The 15,856-nt window shown below is 73.9% G+C and carries 19 protein-coding genes and 1 riboswitch; of the genes, 8 read left to right on the plus strand and 11 right to left on the minus strand.

Annotated features, from left to right (window positions below; genetic code table 11):
- The first annotated feature begins 81 nt into the window (after nt 1-81).
- Nucleotides 82-735 carry a carbonic anhydrase gene (locus V6U82_RS05895; RefSeq protein ID WP_128138025.1) on the plus strand — a complete coding sequence of 218 codons (654 nt, stop codon included), beginning with the start codon at nt 82-84 and terminating at the stop codon, nt 733-735.
- A 58-nt stretch (nt 736-793) separates the two neighbouring features.
- Here the strand turns inward: V6U82_RS05895 and V6U82_RS05900 are convergent, their stop codons facing one another.
- From V6U82_RS05900 to V6U82_RS05915, 4 genes are all read right to left on the minus strand, one after another.
- A complete protein-coding gene (locus V6U82_RS05900; RefSeq protein ID WP_128138026.1) occupies nt 794-1,822 on the minus strand; it encodes a coiled-coil domain-containing protein in 1,029 nt (342 codons plus the stop codon).
- Between the two features lie 4 nt (nt 1,823-1,826).
- A riboswitch (cyclic di-AMP (ydaO/yuaA leader) is annotated at nt 1,827-1,957 on the minus strand.
- Nucleotides 1,958-2,111: 154 nt separating this feature from the next.
- A complete protein-coding gene (locus V6U82_RS05905) occupies nt 2,112-3,386 on the minus strand; it encodes a YibE/F family protein (protein ID WP_334459711.1) in 1,275 nt (424 codons plus the stop codon).
- A 165-nt stretch (nt 3,387-3,551) separates the two neighbouring features.
- Nucleotides 3,552-3,761 carry an SHOCT domain-containing protein gene (locus V6U82_RS05910; protein WP_334459713.1) on the minus strand — a complete coding sequence of 70 codons (210 nt, stop codon included), beginning with the start codon at nt 3,759-3,761 and terminating at the stop codon, nt 3,552-3,554.
- Between the two features lie 125 nt (nt 3,762-3,886).
- The gene (locus V6U82_RS05915; protein ID WP_013283780.1) at nt 3,887-4,186 is read right to left on the minus strand and encodes a metal-sensitive transcriptional regulator; all 300 of its coding nucleotides are present in this window, start codon (nt 4,184-4,186) and stop codon (nt 3,887-3,889) included.
- A gap of 80 nt (nt 4,187-4,266) precedes the next feature.
- On the opposite strand from V6U82_RS05915, the gene V6U82_RS05920 reads away from it, so the two are divergent.
- The 4 genes from V6U82_RS05920 to V6U82_RS05935 all read left to right on the plus strand — a co-directional run bounded on the left by V6U82_RS05920 (nt 4,267) and on the right by V6U82_RS05935 (nt 7,992).
- Complete coding sequence (locus V6U82_RS05920; protein ID WP_334459715.1) at nt 4,267-4,473, plus strand: heavy-metal-associated domain-containing protein; 207 nt, start codon at nt 4,267-4,269, stop codon at nt 4,471-4,473.
- A 36-nt stretch (nt 4,474-4,509) separates the two neighbouring features.
- A complete protein-coding gene (locus tag V6U82_RS05925) occupies nt 4,510-5,478 on the plus strand; it encodes a hypothetical protein (RefSeq protein ID WP_334459716.1) in 969 nt (322 codons plus the stop codon).
- 17 nt (nt 5,479-5,495) lie between these two features.
- Nucleotides 5,496-7,751, plus strand: coding sequence for a heavy metal translocating P-type ATPase (locus V6U82_RS05930; protein WP_334459718.1), 2,256 nt, complete (start codon nt 5,496-5,498; stop codon nt 7,749-7,751).
- Nucleotides 7,752-7,818: 67 nt separating this feature from the next.
- A complete protein-coding gene (locus V6U82_RS05935; RefSeq protein WP_091416163.1) occupies nt 7,819-7,992 on the plus strand; it encodes a CsbD family protein in 174 nt (57 codons plus the stop codon).
- 67 nt (nt 7,993-8,059) lie between these two features.
- On the opposite strand, the gene V6U82_RS05940 is transcribed toward V6U82_RS05935, so the two are convergent.
- From V6U82_RS05940 to V6U82_RS05950, 3 genes are all read right to left on the minus strand, one after another.
- Nucleotides 8,060-9,310, minus strand: a complete 1,251-nt coding sequence (locus tag V6U82_RS05940; RefSeq protein ID WP_334459719.1) for an RNA polymerase sigma factor — start codon at nt 9,308-9,310, stop codon at nt 8,060-8,062.
- A complete protein-coding gene (locus V6U82_RS05945; RefSeq protein WP_258545409.1) occupies nt 9,307-9,666 on the minus strand; it encodes a YciI family protein in 360 nt (119 codons plus the stop codon). Before V6U82_RS05945 ends, V6U82_RS05940 begins: the two co-directional genes overlap by 4 nt.
- Before the next feature lie 102 nt (nt 9,667-9,768).
- A complete protein-coding gene (locus V6U82_RS05950) occupies nt 9,769-10,959 on the minus strand; it encodes a DUF2786 domain-containing protein (RefSeq protein ID WP_334459720.1) in 1,191 nt (396 codons plus the stop codon).
- A 139-nt stretch (nt 10,960-11,098) separates the two neighbouring features.
- Here V6U82_RS05950 and V6U82_RS05955 point away from each other — a divergent pair, with 139 nt between their 5' ends.
- Nucleotides 11,099-11,947, plus strand: coding sequence for a DUF3152 domain-containing protein (locus tag V6U82_RS05955; protein WP_334459721.1), 849 nt, complete (start codon nt 11,099-11,101; stop codon nt 11,945-11,947).
- 23 nt (nt 11,948-11,970) lie between these two features.
- Here V6U82_RS05955 and V6U82_RS05960 read toward each other — a convergent pair whose 3' ends face one another.
- Nucleotides 11,971-12,396, minus strand: a complete 426-nt coding sequence (locus V6U82_RS05960; protein WP_128137650.1) for an ATP-binding protein — start codon at nt 12,394-12,396, stop codon at nt 11,971-11,973.
- Nucleotides 12,397-12,434: 38 nt separating this feature from the next.
- Nucleotides 12,435-13,190 (minus strand): SAM-dependent methyltransferase, encoded by a 756-nt coding sequence (locus V6U82_RS05965; protein WP_334459722.1) that lies wholly within the window; start codon nt 13,188-13,190, stop codon nt 12,435-12,437.
- An 85-nt stretch (nt 13,191-13,275) separates the two neighbouring features.
- Between V6U82_RS05965 and V6U82_RS05970 the strand changes: the two genes are divergently transcribed.
- Nucleotides 13,276-13,494, plus strand: a complete 219-nt coding sequence (locus V6U82_RS05970; protein WP_120574013.1) for a hypothetical protein — start codon at nt 13,276-13,278, stop codon at nt 13,492-13,494.
- A gap of 8 nt (nt 13,495-13,502) precedes the next feature.
- On the opposite strand, the gene V6U82_RS05975 is transcribed toward V6U82_RS05970, so the two are convergent.
- Together V6U82_RS05975 and V6U82_RS05980 are read right to left on the minus strand one after the other, a co-directional pair.
- Nucleotides 13,503-14,213, minus strand: coding sequence for a GAF and ANTAR domain-containing protein (locus tag V6U82_RS05975; RefSeq protein WP_128137648.1), 711 nt, complete (start codon nt 14,211-14,213; stop codon nt 13,503-13,505).
- Nucleotides 14,214-14,389: 176 nt separating this feature from the next.
- Nucleotides 14,390-14,731 (minus strand): STAS domain-containing protein, encoded by a 342-nt coding sequence (locus V6U82_RS05980; protein WP_334459724.1) that lies wholly within the window; start codon nt 14,729-14,731, stop codon nt 14,390-14,392.
- A 302-nt stretch (nt 14,732-15,033) separates the two neighbouring features.
- Here V6U82_RS05980 and V6U82_RS05985 point away from each other — a divergent pair, with 302 nt between their 5' ends.
- On the plus strand, nt 15,034-15,738 hold the full coding sequence (locus V6U82_RS05985) for a GAF and ANTAR domain-containing protein (protein ID WP_128137646.1): 705 nt from the start codon (nt 15,034-15,036) through the stop codon (nt 15,736-15,738).
- Nucleotides 15,739-15,856 lie beyond the last annotated feature (118 nt).

Here is a 15,856-nt window from a genome sequence, read left to right on the forward strand (position 1 = left end):
TGACGGACCCCGAGGTGCGTGTGACCGTGGGTCGCGAGGCCGTTCGGCCTGGTGGTTCCCCAGGTAGACGAGGTGAGGGACATGACGCCGAGCACCCCGGAGCAGGCACTGACCGAACTGCGTGCCGGTAACCACCGGTTCGTCACGGGCGTACCGCAGCATCCGAATCAGGACGCCGGGCACCGGACGGCTGTCGCCGACGGTCAGCATCCCTTCGCGGTGATCGTCGGCTGCTCCGACTCGCGGCTCGCCGCCGAGATCATCTTCGACCGCGGTCTCGGCGACCTCTTCGTGGTGCGTACGGCCGGGCACACCGCCGGGCCGGAGGTGCTCGGCAGCGTCGAGTACGCCGTCACCGTGCTCGGCACGCCGCTCGTGGTGGTGCTCGGGCACGACTCGTGCGGCGCGGTCCAGGCCGCCCGGGAAGGGTTTCGGACCGGGGCCGCCCCAATCGGGCACCTGGGCGCGGTGGTGGACGCGGTCTCGCCCAGCCTGCTGCGCGCCGCCCGCCAGGGCGTCGACGACCTCGACGGCATCATCGACGTGCACATCGCGCAGACCGTCGAGACGCTGCTGGCCCGCTCCGCCGTGCTGGCCGAGCGGGTGGCCGCCGGGCGGTGCACGGTGGTGGGCATGTCGTACCGGCTCGCCGGTGGCGAGGTGCGGACCGTGGCGCAGTCCCCGGCCCCGCTGCCCGCTCCGGCGGCGCCCGCCGATCCGGCACTGGCCGGCTGACCCGTCGGGAAGACGAAAAAGGGGCCGCCCGAGGGCGGCCCCTTTCGCTGTGCCCGGGTCAGAGCAGCGACATGTGGACGTGGTCGGTGTGGTTCGACGGTCCGCTGTACGAACTCCAGCCGGTGGCCGGGAACCAGATCTGCCGGTTCCAGATGACGTAGTAGATGCCCAGCCGGTCGGCGTTGCGGATGAGGAAGGCGGCGACCTCGTTGCCGTACCGGCGGGTGTCGTTGTTGTACCAGGGCGCGAAGCCGCTGTTCTGGAGCGACCAGTCGCACGCCTTGCCCTTGGGGTGCTCCCACGGCCCGCCGGGCCGGTAGCAGCCCACGAAACGCTTGAAGCCCGCGCGGCGGACCTCCTTGTACGCGTGCAGGGTGCGCGGGGTGACGCAGCCCGAGGTGGTCGGGTCGTCCTCGCTGCACGACTCGGCCTTCCAGCCGCCGTCGGCGGTACGGCCGGGGGCGATCTTGGCGACCGGTGAGGTGGCGGAGACCAGGCCGCCGGTGAAGCCGAGACCGCCGACGAGCTTCAGCGCGCGCTCGGCCTGCACCTTCTCGCGCTCCATCGCGTTCTTCTGCTTCTCCTGCTCGCGCACCTCGGCGTCGAGCGCGATCTTGGCCTGCTCGGCGCGGGTCTTGACCGCGTTGATGGCGGCCAGGCGCTGCGCGTTGAGCAGGTTCAGCTCGTCCAGGGCGTTGACCCGGCGGACGAACGAGTCGGGCGAGTTGCTCTCCAGCAGCATCGCCATCGCGCCCATCCGGCCGGTCCGGTAGGACTGGGCGGCGAGCTGGTTGACCTGCGGGCTGAGCGCTTCGAGTTCGGCCTGTGCCGTCCTCACCTCGGCCGCCAGCCGCCGCTGGCGGTCCTGCGACTTGGCGAGCTTCGCCTTGGCCTGCAGGAAGTTCCGGTTGGCGGCGTCGATCGCCTCGGTGATGAGCGGCGGGTCGCCGTCCTCCTCGTGTCCCGAGGGGTTGCCGGGGGCCGCCGCGGTGGGGGCCGCGGTCGCCGGGGTCGGCCCGGCCAGCACGGCCAGCGAGGCCAGCACGGCCACCACGGGTGTCAGCCAGCGGCGCAGGGGTGCCGTCACAGTGTTCCCTTCCGTCGGCCGCCGACCGGGTTAGCTGACGGGTTCGGGACGGAAGTGGCCCCTACCGCTGTCGCGGATTCACCCCATGTACCTGGTTCCCCGGCTCGCCCGCGGGCGATTGGGCGGCGGCACCGCTGGCGCCGGTGCGCGCCTTCGGCGGTGACCGGCAGCGAGGTTACCTGACAGCACTCCTGAGGATCTACGTCCGGAAGCCGACCAATAGCGAGATTTCGCCGTGGCGCATCGTGACCAGCGTCGCGTTTGAAATCGACGGTCACGCTGCGCAGTGTCACCATGCGGCCTCCGTACTCTTCCCGCCGCCGAGCGCCTCCAGCGCGTCGTCCCGTCCGGCCGGCGGCCGGGCCGCGGGTGGCGCCGGCTCCGCGCCGCGCGAGCGCCGCCCGGCGGTGGTCACGACCGCGGCCAGTCCGGTCGTCAGCGGTACGGCGGCGATCAGGCCGAGCGTCGCCACCGCGCTGCGGACGATCTCCTGGGCGAGGAACTCACTGGTGAGGATCTCGCTGACCGGGCGGGAGTCGGCGACCAGCAGGAGCAGCAGCGGCAGCGAGGCGCCCGCGTACGCCAGCACGATGGTGTTGACGGTGGACGCGATGTGCGCCCGGCCGACCCGGGTCGCCGCCCGGTAGAGCTGCCGCCGGGACAGCCCCGGGTTGGCGTGCGCCAGTTCGGTGACGGTGGCCGCCTGGGTGACCGTGACGTCGTCCAGCACGCCCAGCGAGCCGATGATGATGCCGGCCAGCAGCAGTCCGTGCAGGTCCACGTCGCCCTGGAACATGGACAGCGTGGTGGCGTCCTCGCTGCCGAATCCGGTCAGGTGGGTGGCGGACGTGGCGAGCAGGCCGAGCACGCCGGTGATCACCAGACTGCCGAGCGTGCCGAGCACCGCCACCGACGTCTGCGCGGTGATCCCGTGGGTCAGGTAGAGCACCACGAACATGATCAACGCGGCGCCCACGATCGCCACCAGCAGCGGTGGCTGGCCGGTGCCGATGCCCGGCAGCACGAAGCCGAGCAGGATGGCGAAGCTGGCCACCAGACCGCCGAGAGCGGCGAGCCCGCGCCAGCGGCCGAACGCCACGATCGCGGCGGCGAAGAGCACCATCAGCCAGATCAGCGGCGTACCGCGCTGGTGTTCGGCGATGTTGTAGGACTTCACCGCCGGGTCGGCCGGGTCGGTCAGCTCGACCAGGACGACCTCGTCACCGACCTCGACCCGTGGTGCGCCCGGCCCGGCCGGGATCGGCGTCTCGACCTGCCGGCCCGCGTCCGGGCCCTGTTCGGCGGTGACGGTCACGGTGCCGCAGGGGCCACCTCCGCCCTCCGGGGCCTCCGGGGTCGGCGGGCAGGGCTCGGTGACCACCCGGGTCACGGTGCCGTGGTAGCGGGGGACGTCCGCGCCGCCGACCGGTTCGCGGTCCTGCCGGGGCCAGAGCACCAGCGCCGCGATCACGGTGATCACGAACAGCGGCACCACCGCGGCGACGAGCAGCCGCCGTACGCCCGGCGGCGTGGGTGGTACGGGACGGGTGTGGTCGGCACCCATGGCGTCTCTCCCAACGGTCGCGGCGACGCCTCGTCCGCCGGACCGGTCTGGTCACCCGGCCGGCGCGGACGTGTCGACCACGTCCGGGTCGTCGCCCGGCCATGGTAGGCAGCCCGGCCGGCCGCTCCCCGGACACGGTGACCGGTGACGCGCGCGCCGCGCGGATCAGGCCAGGCCCGCCCGGCGTCGCCGGTACTCGTCCTCGTCGATCTCGCCGCGGGCGTACCGCTCGTCGAGGATGCGCCGGGCCGTCGTCGGGCCCAGGTACTGCGGGCCGGTCCACCGCATGGCCGCCCAGACGAGCCCCGCCAGCACCGCGAGCACCAGCAGTGACCAGATCCACATCCAGCCCATCATCGGGCTCTGCCACATCATCGGGCCGCCCTCCGTCCGTCGCCGCGGGTCCGCCGGGCCGGCCTGCCCGCCACTTCGACGGTACGTCCGCCCAGGCGCGTCGGCGCGGGTCGATGTGCCCTGCCCCGGAGGGCCGGAGGTCCCGCTCAGCCGCGCTTCATCAGGCGGCCGACGGCGGCCATCATCTCGGTCGCCATCTCGTCGGCCCGGCCCTCGGCGGCGCCCTCGTGCATGCAGTGCCGGGCGTGGCCGTCGAGCAGGCCCAGGCCGACCTTGTCCAGCGCCGCCTGGATGGCCGAGATCTGGGTCAGCACGTCGATGCAGTAGCGGTCGTCCTCGACCATCTTCTCGATGCCACGGACCTGGCCCTCGATCCGGCGGAGCCGGGCGAGGAGTTGGTCCTTGCTGGCGGTGTAGCCCCGGGTCGGGCTGGACGGCGCGGTCATGAAACCGAGGATAGCGTACCCCTCGGGGGTATGCTAACGTTCGGATCGTACCCCTGGGGGGTATCAGATCGGAGGGCGAGATGGAGACCACCTACCAGGTGAGCGGCATGACCTGCGGGCACTGCGTCGACTCGGTGAGCACCGAGCTGAGCGCGCTGCCGGGCGTCACCGACGTCCAGGTCGACCTGGCCAGTGGCCGGGTCACCGTCACCAGTCAGAACCCGCTGGACGCGGACGCGGTCCGCGCGGCGGTCGACGAGGCCGGCTACGACCTCGTCGGTGCGTGACGGGTCCGACGGACCCGTAGAAACCGAGGAGACACCATGAACACGGCGACGAAGCTCAGCGGCTTCGCCCTCGGCCTCGTGGCGGTGTTCGGCGCGGCGTACGGGATCGGCAACCTGGCCGATCCCGTCGCCCCGGCCGCCGAGACCCGCCACGACGACAGCGACAGCAATCACGGGGCCGGCGACACCGGCCACGGTGACGAGGGCGCCTCCGCGCACCTGCCCGGCGGGCTGCTCGTCTCCGAACGCGGCTACACGTTCCAGCCCGCCGCCGCCCCGGCCGGGCAGTTCGCCTTCCGGATCACCGGCCCGGACGGCGCGCCGGTCACCCGCTTCGAGGTGGCCCACGACAAGCGCATGCACCTGATCGTCGCCCGCCGTGACCTGTCCGGGTTCCGGCACGTCCATCCCGAGATGACCGGCGACGGCACCTGGCGGGTCGCCTCGCCGCTGCACGGCCCCGGCGTCTGGCGGGCCTTCGCCGACTTCACCCCGGAAGGCGGCGAGCCGCTGACCCTCGGCCTGGACGTCACGGTCCCCGGCGAGCTGACCGCCCGGCCGCTGCCGGCGCCGGTGACCAGCACCACAGTCGACGGCTACACGGTCACCCTGACCGGCACGCCGGAACCGGGCCGCACCAGCCGGCTCACACTCTCCGTCAGCCGCGACGGGCAGCCGGTCACCGACCTTCAGCCCTACCTCGGCGCGTACGGGCACCTGGTGGCGCTGCGGCAGGGCGACCTGGCGTACCTGCACGTGCACCCGGAGGGCACGCCCGGCGACGGGCGCACACCGGCCGGTCCGGCGATCACGTTCGCGGCCGAGGTGCCCTCGGCCGGGGCGTACCGTCTCTACCTGGACTTCCGGCACGGCGACGCGGTGCGAACCGCCGAGTTCACCGTCCTGGCCGGCGACCGGACCGCGCCGGTGCCCGCCGCGCCGGCAACCACCACCGCACCGACCCCGGACGCCGGACACGGCACCCCGGGGCACGGGCACAGTTGAGCGCCGGAGGTGCCGCGATGACTGCCACGGGAAAGGCGCTGCCCACCGCGCCGAACCTGATCGAACTGGCGATCGGCGGGATGACCTGCGCGTCCTGCGCCGCCCGGATCGAGAAGAAGCTCAACCGGATGGACGGCGTCGAGGCGACCGTCAACTACGCCACCGAGAAGGCCACCGTCCGGTACGCCGACGACATCGCGCCGGCCGACCTGATCGCCACAGTCGAGAAGACCGGCTACACCGCAGTGGTGCCGCCGCCGCCCGAGCAGGCGGAGACGGCCCCGGCCGGGGAGCCGGTGGACGAACTGCGCACCGCGCGTACCCGGCTCTGGGTCTCCGCCGTGCTGACCCTGCCGGTGATCGTGCTCGCCATGGTTCCGGCCTGGCAGTTCGACTACTGGCAGTGGGCCTCGCTCACGCTGGCCGCCCCGGTGGTGGTCTGGGGCGGGCTGCCGTTCCACCGCGCCGCGCTGGTCAACCTGCGGCACGGCGCCGCGACCATGGACACGCTCGTCTCGCTCGGCACGCTGGCCGCGTTCGGCTGGTCGCTCTGGGCCCTGTTCCTCGGCGACGCCGGCATGCCCGGGATGACGCACGCGTTCAGCTTCGACATCACCCGCGGCGACGGCGCCGGCAACATCTACCTGGAGGCCGCCGCCGGGGTGACCGTGTTCATCCTGGCCGGGCGGTACTTCGAGGCCCGCTCCAAGCGCACCGCCGGGTCGGCGCTGCGCGCCCTGCTCGAACTCGGCGCCAAGGACGTGGCGGTGCTGCGCGACGGGCAGGAGACCCGGATCCCGGTCGGCCGGCTCGCGGTCGGCGACCGGTTCGTGGTCCGGCCCGGCGAGAAGGTCGCCACCGACGGCGTGGTCGAGGAGGGCACGTCGGCGGTCGACGCCAGCATGCTCACCGGCGAGTCCGTGCCGGTCGAGGTGGGACCGGGTGACGCCGTGGTCGGCGCGACGGTGAACGCCGGCGGCCGGTTGGTGGTCCGTGCCACCCGGGTCGGTGGCGACACCCAGCTCGCCCAGATGGCCCGGCTGGTGGAGCAGGCGCAGACCGGGAAGGCGGCGGTGCAGCGGCTCGCCGACCGGATCTCCGGCGTCTTCGTGCCGATCGTGATCGCGCTGGCCGCCGGCACGCTCGGCTGGTGGCTCGGCACCGGCTCCGGGCCGACCGCCGCGTTCACCGCCGCGGTGGCCGTACTGATCATCGCCTGCCCGTGCGCGCTCGGCCTGGCCACGCCGACCGCGCTGCTCGTCGGCACCGGGCGCGGCGCGCAGCTCGGTGTGCTGATCAAGGGACCGGAGGTGCTGGAGTCCACCCGCCGGGTCGACACCGTGGTGCTGGACAAGACCGGCACCGTCACCACCGGCCGGATGGCGCTGGCCGAGGTGCTGCCCGCCGACGGTGAGGACGCCGCCGAACTGCTCCGGGTGGCCGGCGCGCTGGAGGCCGCCTCCGAGCACCCGATCGCGCGGGCCGTCGCCGAAACCGCAGCCGAGGCCGGGGCGCTGCCGCCGGTCGGCGAGTTCGCCAACGCCGAAGGGCTGGGCGTGACCGGCACCGTCGACGGCCGGACCGTGGTGGTGGGCCGGGCCCGGCTGCTGCGGGAGCGGGGTCTCGACGTACCCGAGGAGGTCGTGCGGGCCGCGACCGGCGCGGAGGCCGCCGGGCGGACGGCGATCCTGGCCGGATGGGACGGGCGGGCCCGCGGTGTGCTCGCGGTGGCCGACGCGGTGAAGCCGACCAGCCGGGCGGCGGTCGCCCGGCTGCGGGAGCTGGGCCTGAAGCCGGTGCTGCTCACCGGCGACAACACCACTGTGGCGAAGGCGGTGGCGGCCGAGGTCGGCATCGACGAGGTGATCGCGGAGGTGCTGCCCGCCGACAAGGTCGACGTGGTCGAGCGGCTCCAGCGCGAGGGCCGGGTGGTCGCCATGGTCGGCGACGGGGTGAACGACGCCGCCGCGCTGGCCCGGGCCGACCTCGGGCTGGCCATGGGCACCGGCACCGACGCGGCCATCGAGGCCGCCGACCTGACGCTGGTCCGGGGCGACCTGATGGTCGCGGCGGACGCCATCCGGCTCTCCCGGCGGACGCTGGCGATCATCAAGGGCAACCTGTTCTGGGCGTTCGCCTACAACGTCGCGGCGCTGCCGCTGGCGGCGGCCGGGCTGCTCAACCCGATGCTCGCCGGGGCGGCGATGGCGTTCTCGTCGGTCTTCGTGGTGGGCAACAGCCTCCGGCTGCGGCGCTTCCGCCCGATCGGGTGAGGGGGTTGAGCGGACGGCCTCCGGGGTAACCAGTTGTCGTCAGGCAACCGCATCAGTGGAGGTCATCATGGGTCTGGACGACAAGATCGACAACACGTCGCAGGACACCGCGGGCAAGGTCAAGGAGGGCATCGGCCGGGCGACCGACAACGAGCGCCTCGAGGCCGAGGGTCGCAACGACCAGGCCGGCGCCAAGCTCAAGCAGGCCGGCGAGAAGATCAAGGACGCCTTCAAGAGCTGAGTACGCGACGCACACACACCCACCGGGTCGGCCCACGGGCCGGCCCGGAGTGCTGTCCGGGCGCGGGTCAGCGCGGCCGGTCACCGGCCAGGCGCGCGGCGCGTACCTCCAGATAACGCCGCTCCGGCAGGCTCGTGGTGGCCCGCGCGGCGGCCAGGTACGCGGCCCGGGCCGCCGTACGGTCACCGGCCATGTCGAGCAGGTGCGCGCGGACGGCGGCGAGCCGGTGGTGTCCCGCGGTCCGGTCGTCGGTGTCGAGCGTGGCCAGCAGCGCCAGCCCGGCGCGCGGGCCGTCCACCATGGCCACCGCGACGGCCTGGTTGAGCGTGACCATCGGGTTCGGCGCGACCCGCGCCAGCACCCGGTAGAGCGCGACGATCTGCCGCCAGTCGGTGTCCTCGGCGGTGGGCGCCTCCGCGTGCACCGCGGCGATCGCGGCCTGCACCTGGTACGGCCCCGGCGCCGACCAGGTGAGCGCCTCGGTCACCAGACCCACCCCCTCGGCGACGGCGTCCCGGTCCCACCGCCCGCGGTCCTGCTCGGCCAGCGGCACCAGCTCGCCGTCCGGCCCGGTACGGGCGGCCCGGTGCGCGTCGGTGAGCAGCATCAGCGCCAGCAACCCGGCCACCTCGCCGTCGTCCGGGAGCAGCCGGCGCAGCTCCCGGGTCAGCCGGATCGCCTCCCCGGTCAGCTCGGCCCGGTGCAGCGCCTCGCCGCTGGACGCGGTGTAGCCCTCGTTGAAGATCAGGTAGAGCACGCGCAGCACCGCGCCCAGCCGCTCGTCCCGGTCGGCCGGCGACGGCAGCGTGAAACGCGCGCCGGACGCCTCGATCCGCTGCTTCGCCCGGCGGATCCGCTGGCTCATCGTCGCCTCCGGCACCAGGTACGCGCGGGCGATCTCGGCCGTGCTCAACCCGCCCACGGCACGCAGCGTGAGCGCCACCTGCCCGCTCACCGGCAACGCCGGATGACAGCAGAGGAACAGCAGCTTCAACGTGTCGTCAGCGTCGGGCGGCTCCTCGTCGGCGGGCGGTGCGACCGCCGCGTACGCGGGCTGCCGGACCGCCACCGCCACCTCCCGTTCCCGGCGGGCGTGCTCGCTGCGCCACTCGTCGGTGAGCCGGCGCGTGGCGACGGTGACCAGCCAGGCGCGGGGATGGTCCGGCGGTCCCTGCTCCGGCCACTGCACGGCGGCGGCGAGCAGCGCCTCCTGCACGGCGTCCTCGCAGGCGTAGAACTGGCCGTGGCGGCGGACGAGCACGCCGAGGACCTGCGGCGCGAGCGTACGCAGCAGGTCCTCGACCACAGGTGCTGTCACATCTCCGTCCCGGCCTGCTCCATCACCGCGCGCACCTCCAGCACGCCGAAACCGTGCCGTACGTCCGGCCAGCGCGCGGCGATCTCGGCGGCCCGCTCCGGGGTCTCGCAGTCGACGGTCAGGTAACCGGCGAACTGCTCCTTGCTCTCCATGAACGGCCCGTCGGTGACCTCGACGCCGCCCGCCGCCGGACGGGCCGTACGGGTCTGCGACGGGTGGGCGAGCGCCTCGCCGCCGACCAGCTCGCCGGACTCGGTCAGCTCCTTCATGATCTCGTCGACCTCACCGAAGATCGCGGTGCGCTCCGCCTCGGACAGCTCCTCCACGAAGCCGGGCCGGTTCCAGATCAGCAGCATGTACTTCACGGTGCACTCCTCGGGTGCGGGCCACCGGCGGTGGCGCCTCGCAGACGGGTCGGAGCCGGTCCGCCCGATCCGACATCATCCTCCGGGGAAAGTTCAGCGGCCCCCGCGAAGCGGACGGCGCGCCGGGCGGCCCGGGTCGAGCGAGGCCCGGTCGGCCGCGCTGGTGCCGGAGACCCAGCCCTGCTCGTCGCGCACCTGGAGCCGGTGCCGGGTGGTCCCGGGAAAGAGCTGGTCGACGCGTTCCCGGACGGCGTCCGAGCGGGCCGCGAGCACCGGCAGCAGCCGGTCGTCGTCGAGCTCCTCGGCCGCCGCCGCGCTCGCCTCCCGCAGCCGGTCGCCGATGCGCAGCGCGAACGCGTTGAGGAACGACTCGTCGTAGCCCTTCGTGCGCCGCCCGCCGGCCCGGCCGCGCTCACCCCGGCCGCGCAGCATCGCGGCGGTGGCCTGCACGAGCAGCGAGGTGTGCAACAGCTCGACCGCGGCCAGGTCGGCCGGGAAGCCGAGCACCGTGGCGAAGCCCAGGTCGTCGGACCACACCGACTCGCACCGGTTCGCCGCCGCCACCTCCTGGATCAGCAGCGCCTTCGCGGCCGCGTACGGGGCGTCGACGCCGATCCGCACGCCGCCCGGGCCGCCGGACCGCTCGGCCCCGGCGTCGAGCAGCGCCGCGTCGATGCTGTGCCGGGCCATCAGCTCCTGCGCCTTCGCGGTGAACGCCTCCGCCTCGGCCGGGTAGCCGGTCGACTCGGCCTTGGCGAGCAGCGCGCGTACCCGGTCGAGCATCCGGGAGCCGCTCGGTGTCGCGGCGGCGAGCGCGGTACCGGCCGAGCCGGGTGGCGGGCGGAGCGCCGCGACCGGCGGCAGCCCCGCCACCAGGACGACCGCGTCGACCGCGTCCCGCAGCGCGGTGATCCGGTCGCCGTCGGCGCGCCGGTCCAGCCAGCCCGTGTCGTCGTCCCAGCGGGCGCCGGTGTCGGTGAGCTGTTCGTCGAACCAGGCCGGGACCGGCGCGGGCAGCGTGCGCCGCTGCGCGGCCATGACGTCACGCAGCAGCCGGGCGCCGCGCGGGGTGAGCCGCCGGGTGGCGAGCCGGTCCAGGTCGGCGGGCTGCCAGCCACGCGGCCAGAGCCGGCCCACGTCGCGGGTCAGCCGGGCGAGCAGCGCCGCGTCCACCGCCGCGCCGTCGGCCACGACGAGCCCGTCGAGGGCTCGCTCGGCAGCGCGTACGTCTGTGCCGCGCGCGGTCGCGACGGCGGCGTCGAGCAGTCGCTCGGCTGGTGACACGGGTGGCTCTCCCTGGACTCCGACAGGCGGCAGGTCGCCCACCCCGGCACCGACGGTACCCGGCCCGCCCGTTCAACCGTCCGGGCCCGGCGTCCGTACTCCTGCCCGGAGCGGGGCGGCGCGACGGACGGAGATCGACGTGGGCGGGCATGACCGGGGGCTGCACCGGCGACGGCGCAGGTCGCGATCAGGGCGGTTCCTGGCAGTGGTCCTGGTCGGGGCCGCGCTGGCCGCAGGCGGGTACGCCGCGCGGCACCCGGACCTGCTGGACCGCATCGAGGTCCGGCGGACCGTGCCGGCGGCCGCACCGAGCGCGCCCGCACCGGGCGTCCGCCCCACGCCGACTGCCGCGCCGACAGCGGTCCCGGCGGCCGGCCGGGTGGCCCCCGGCATCGGCTACCCGGCCCGGGGCGCCGGTACCTTCCGGACCGCCGACACGGTCGGCGCGGTCGCCGGTAGCGCCGGTGAGCTGCTGCGCTACCAGGTCGCGGTCGAGGATGGCATCCGCAACGTGGACGTGGAACGCTTCGCCCGGGACGTCGCCGCCACCCTCGCCGACCGGCGCGGCTGGACCGGCGACGGCCGGCGGCGGCTGCAACGGGTGGGCCGCGACGACCGGGCCGACTTCGCCGTGCTGCTCACCACGCCGGTGACGCGGGGGCGGCTGTGCGACGACCCGAGCGACCGCTACACGTCCTGCCGCAACGGCGACCGGGTCGTGATCAACGTGGCCCGCTGGGTGTACGGGGTGCCGCACGTCGGCGATCTCTCCCGCTACCGGCAGTACCTGCTCAACCACGAGGTCGGCCACCGGCTGGGCCGCGGCCACGAGCGCTGCCCCCGCGCCGGCGGTCCGGCGCCGGTGATGGTGCAGCAGACGCTCGGCCTGCACGGCTGCACGCCGAACCCGTGGCCGATCGTGAGCGGCGAACCGCTGGCCGGGCCGCCCGGCCAGTACGACGACCCGATCCCGGCCGGGGACCGCTGAGGCCGCCCGGCCGCCGGGCCGGCTCAGCGGGAGAACGACGCCCAGATGTTCTTGGTCTTCTCGGTGGCGTACCAGCCGACGTCGAGTGAGACCGACTGGGCCAGGAACAGACCACGGCCGCCCGAGTCCATGGGGCTGATGTCGGTCAGCTCCGGCACCGTGCTCACGTCGTGGTCGGCCACGTCGAGCAGGAACCGGTCGTCGGTGGTGAGCAGCGTGATGATCGTGGGCGGGCGGCCGTGCCGCAGCGCGTTGCTGGCCAGCTCGGTGGCGACGAGCACGACCAGGTGCGGCACCTCGTCCAGATCCTCGCCCTGCACCAGCCCGTGCCGGTTCAGCGCGTCCCGGAGCGAGGCGCGCAGCCCGCGCAGATCCTCGGGACTGTCCAGCACCCACTGCTCCAGCTCGGTGGCCTGTGGCGGCGGCGGCGAGGTGCGCAACTGTCCCATGATCTGGCTTTACCCTGCGTAGCCGCCCGCTAAGCAGGTCAGCGCCGTAGCAGCGCGAAGACACCCCAGCCCAGGTACTCGCGCTGGAAGCGGACGTACCGCACCGGATCCTCGGTCAGTTCCCGGCGCAGCTCCGGGGCCAGTTCGTCGTCCGGGTTGGCGTCGAGCCAGCGGCGCAGGTTCAGCCAGTGCGCGGCCGCGTACCGGTCCCAGCTGTCCTGGTCGGCGAGGACCATCTCGACCAGATCCCAGCCGCAGTCGCCGAACGACCCGACCAGGCCGGGCAGATCCTTGAACTCGTCGCGGGACCGGGCGTGCGAGCCGGTGACCGCCTCGTCGTCCGGCGGGTCACGCCGCCAGTAGGGCTCGCCGACGAGCGCCAGGCCGCCCGGCCGCAACGCCCGGTCGAGCAGTTCCAGCGTCCCGGGCACCCCGCCGCCGATCCAGGTCGCACCGACGCAGGCGGCCACGTCGACCGGCCGATCCGGGGTGTACGCCGCGGCGTCGCCGTGCACGAAGCGTACCCGGTCGGTCACGCCCAGTTCGGCGGCGCGTTCCCGGGCGGCGGCGGTGAAGACGGTGCTCAGGTCGACCCCGGTGCCGGTGATCCCGTGGTCGCGGGCCCAGGTGCAGAGCATTTCCCCCTTGCCGCTGCACAGATCGAGCAGCTCGTCGCCGGGGCGCAATCGGATCGCCCGGCCCAGCGTGGCCAGCTTGACGTCGTCGATCGGGTTGAGGATGCGCATGCCACCCTCGCGAATGGTGAACTGGCGCGGCAGGTCCGGTGAGGTCATCCGTGGAGGGTGCCGCCGCCCGGTGACGCGGAGCAACGGAATTCCGGTCTGGGCCGGTCCGGGTCTCCTGGGGTACGGTCACCGCATGGTGGTCGAGGAACACTGGTGGAACGGCGTCAGCAACCCTCGCGGACGGCGCGACGTATACATCCGTACCGACGGAAGCCAGTGGCAGGTGCAGGCGCAGATCGGCGGGGCGAGCGGCCGGTCGAAGATTCAGCAGTGCCCGAGCCGCGGCTCGGCGACGATCCTGGCCGGGGCGTGGCGCGCGAGCGGCTCCGGCTGGCGCGAGATGCCGCGCTGACCGCACGCTCAGTCACGGGGCCCGTGCACCGCGCGATCGACGAGTGACTCGGCGACCTCGCGCAGCTTGCGGTTGGAGTCCTGCGACACCCGGGCCAGGATGGCGAACGCCTCGTCGGCCGAGCAGCGCCGCTGCCCCATGATGATGCCCTTCGCCTGCTCGATCACGGCCCGGCTCTGCATCGCCTCCTGCATCTGCTGCGCCAGCGTCGCCGTGCTCTCGTAGAGGTGGACGTTCGCGAGCGCGATGGCGGCGTACCCGGCCAGCGTCTGTGCCAGCTCGACCTGCCGGTCCAGGACACCTGGTGCGGCACCGTAGATGTTCAGCGCGCCGACCACCGCCTCCTGGATGGGCAGGCCGATCGACAGCGAACTGGCGGCCCCCGCCTCGTGCGCCCGGGCCGCCCACTCCGGCCAGCGGCTCTCCGCCGCCATGTCCGGCACCAGCATGGCGGTGCCGGTGGTGGCGGCGTCCAGGCACGGGCCGCGGCCCTGCGCGTACTGCCACTCGTCGAGCGTCAGCGCCAGCTCGCCGGTGTAGGCGGCGGTGTGCGCCTGCGTGCCCTGCACCAGGGTGACCGAGACCTCGGCGGTCCCGGGCAGGGTGTCCTTGGCGACCTGGGCGATGGTCGACAGCACCACGTCGAGGTCGACCTCGTCGTACTTGATCCGGCCGAGTCTGATCAGGGCTGCGGCGAGGTCGGGGTGGGCCTGCGGCATGAGCTGACGTCCTTGTGCGAAGCGACGCCGCCGGCCCGGGTGGGGCGCGACGGCTGGTGGCGGGGCGGCCCGTGGTGACGGACCAGCGTCCCGATTCCGGCATGGATCGGGACCGGCGCCGCTTCTTGACGCTCGTTCGTGACGTCCCGGACGGGACGTCGACTACCCGGACAACTCTACGACCCGGAGCGGGTGGATACGACGGGACGTGCCGACCCGTCGTCGGCGGCCGGTAGCGCGGGGCGATCGACGACCTCGAAGGCGGTGAGCGTGCCGGTGACGCCGAGGACGCGCCGGACCACCGGAGAGGGCCGGTGCAGGATCAGCCGCCGCCCGTGCTCGGTGAGGCTCCGCTGCGCCAGCACCAGCGCACTGGTGCCGTACGCCCCGAAGAAGCCGACCTCCGACAGGTCGATCACCACGAGCGGGGCGGAAGCCGCGACGGCGGTCTCCACGAGTTCGGTCAGCAGGTGCGCGTTGCTGAGGTCCACCTCGCCGGCCACCGAGATCCGGGTCATGTCCGCGCCTGTGTCGCAGCTCAGCCACATGATCGGTTCGTCGGGTCGGAGTGACCCGGACGCCGTGTGAACGTGATGACAGCCGAAGACCGGCCGTTCGTCCGACATGGCACCTCCCGCCTCAACGTCCGAGGAAGCTCCCGGCGGACTCGCCGTGAGCAGGAGGGCGCATGTCTTGACCCGTACCCAACATACGCCGACCGGGTGGACGTCGCAGCGTGGGATGCGTTCGGACCCGCCCGTGCCGGGTACGGTCAGCGGAACGACAGGCGCCGATGACCCCGCCAGGACAGGACACGAGGATGGAATCCGCCCGCATGGACCCCGCCGACGCCCTCGCGGAGCTGAGCCGGATCCGGCTCGACGAGGTGGCGCTCGACGACGTCCTGGCACGCGTCGCCGAGCTGGCCAACCGGGCCGTCCCGGGCAGCGTGCACGTGTCCGTCTCCCTGGTGCAGGCGGGCGCGAACCGGGCCATCGCCTACACCAGCGACCTGGCGCGCAGCCTCGACGAGTGGCAGTACGAGCACGACGACGGCCCCTGCCTCGACGCGTCGGTCAGCGCGACGAGCGTGTCCCTGCCCGACCTGTCCGACGAACCGCGCTGGCCGGAGTGGGCGGCCGAGGCCCACACGGCGGGCGTGGCGAGTTCGCTGTCGATCGCGTTGCCGATCCAGGAGGCGGTCACCGGGGCGCTGAACCTCTACGGCACCTCCACTCACGCCTTCGACAAGGCGTCGATCGAGCTGGCGGAGGAGTTCGCCGCGTATGCGGCGGTGGCGCTCGCCAACGCGCACCTCTACGACAGCGCCTCCACGCTCGCCCGGCAGATGCAGGAGGCGATGCGCAGCCGGGCCGTGATCGAGCAGGCGAAGGGCATCATCATGGGGCAGCGGCGCTGCTCGGCCGACGAGGCGTTCAGCCTGCTCGCCAAGCTCTCCCAGGACTCCAACCGCAAGCTGCGCGAGGTGGCCGAGGCCCTCGTCTCCCGCGCCGCCGCTCGCTGATCCGCACCCGGCGAGCGGCCGGGGCGGGCGCCGCCTGGTACCGGGCCGCGCCGATCGGGTTCGCCGCGGTGCTCGCCACCGGGTTCCGGCATCTCCGGTCGATCGGCGCCGAGGCCCG

Origin of the sequence: Micromonospora sp. CPCC 205554, from assembly GCF_036902745.1 — a bacterium.
Lineage (GTDB): Bacteria > Actinomycetota > Actinomycetes > Mycobacteriales > Micromonosporaceae > Micromonospora > Micromonospora tulbaghiae.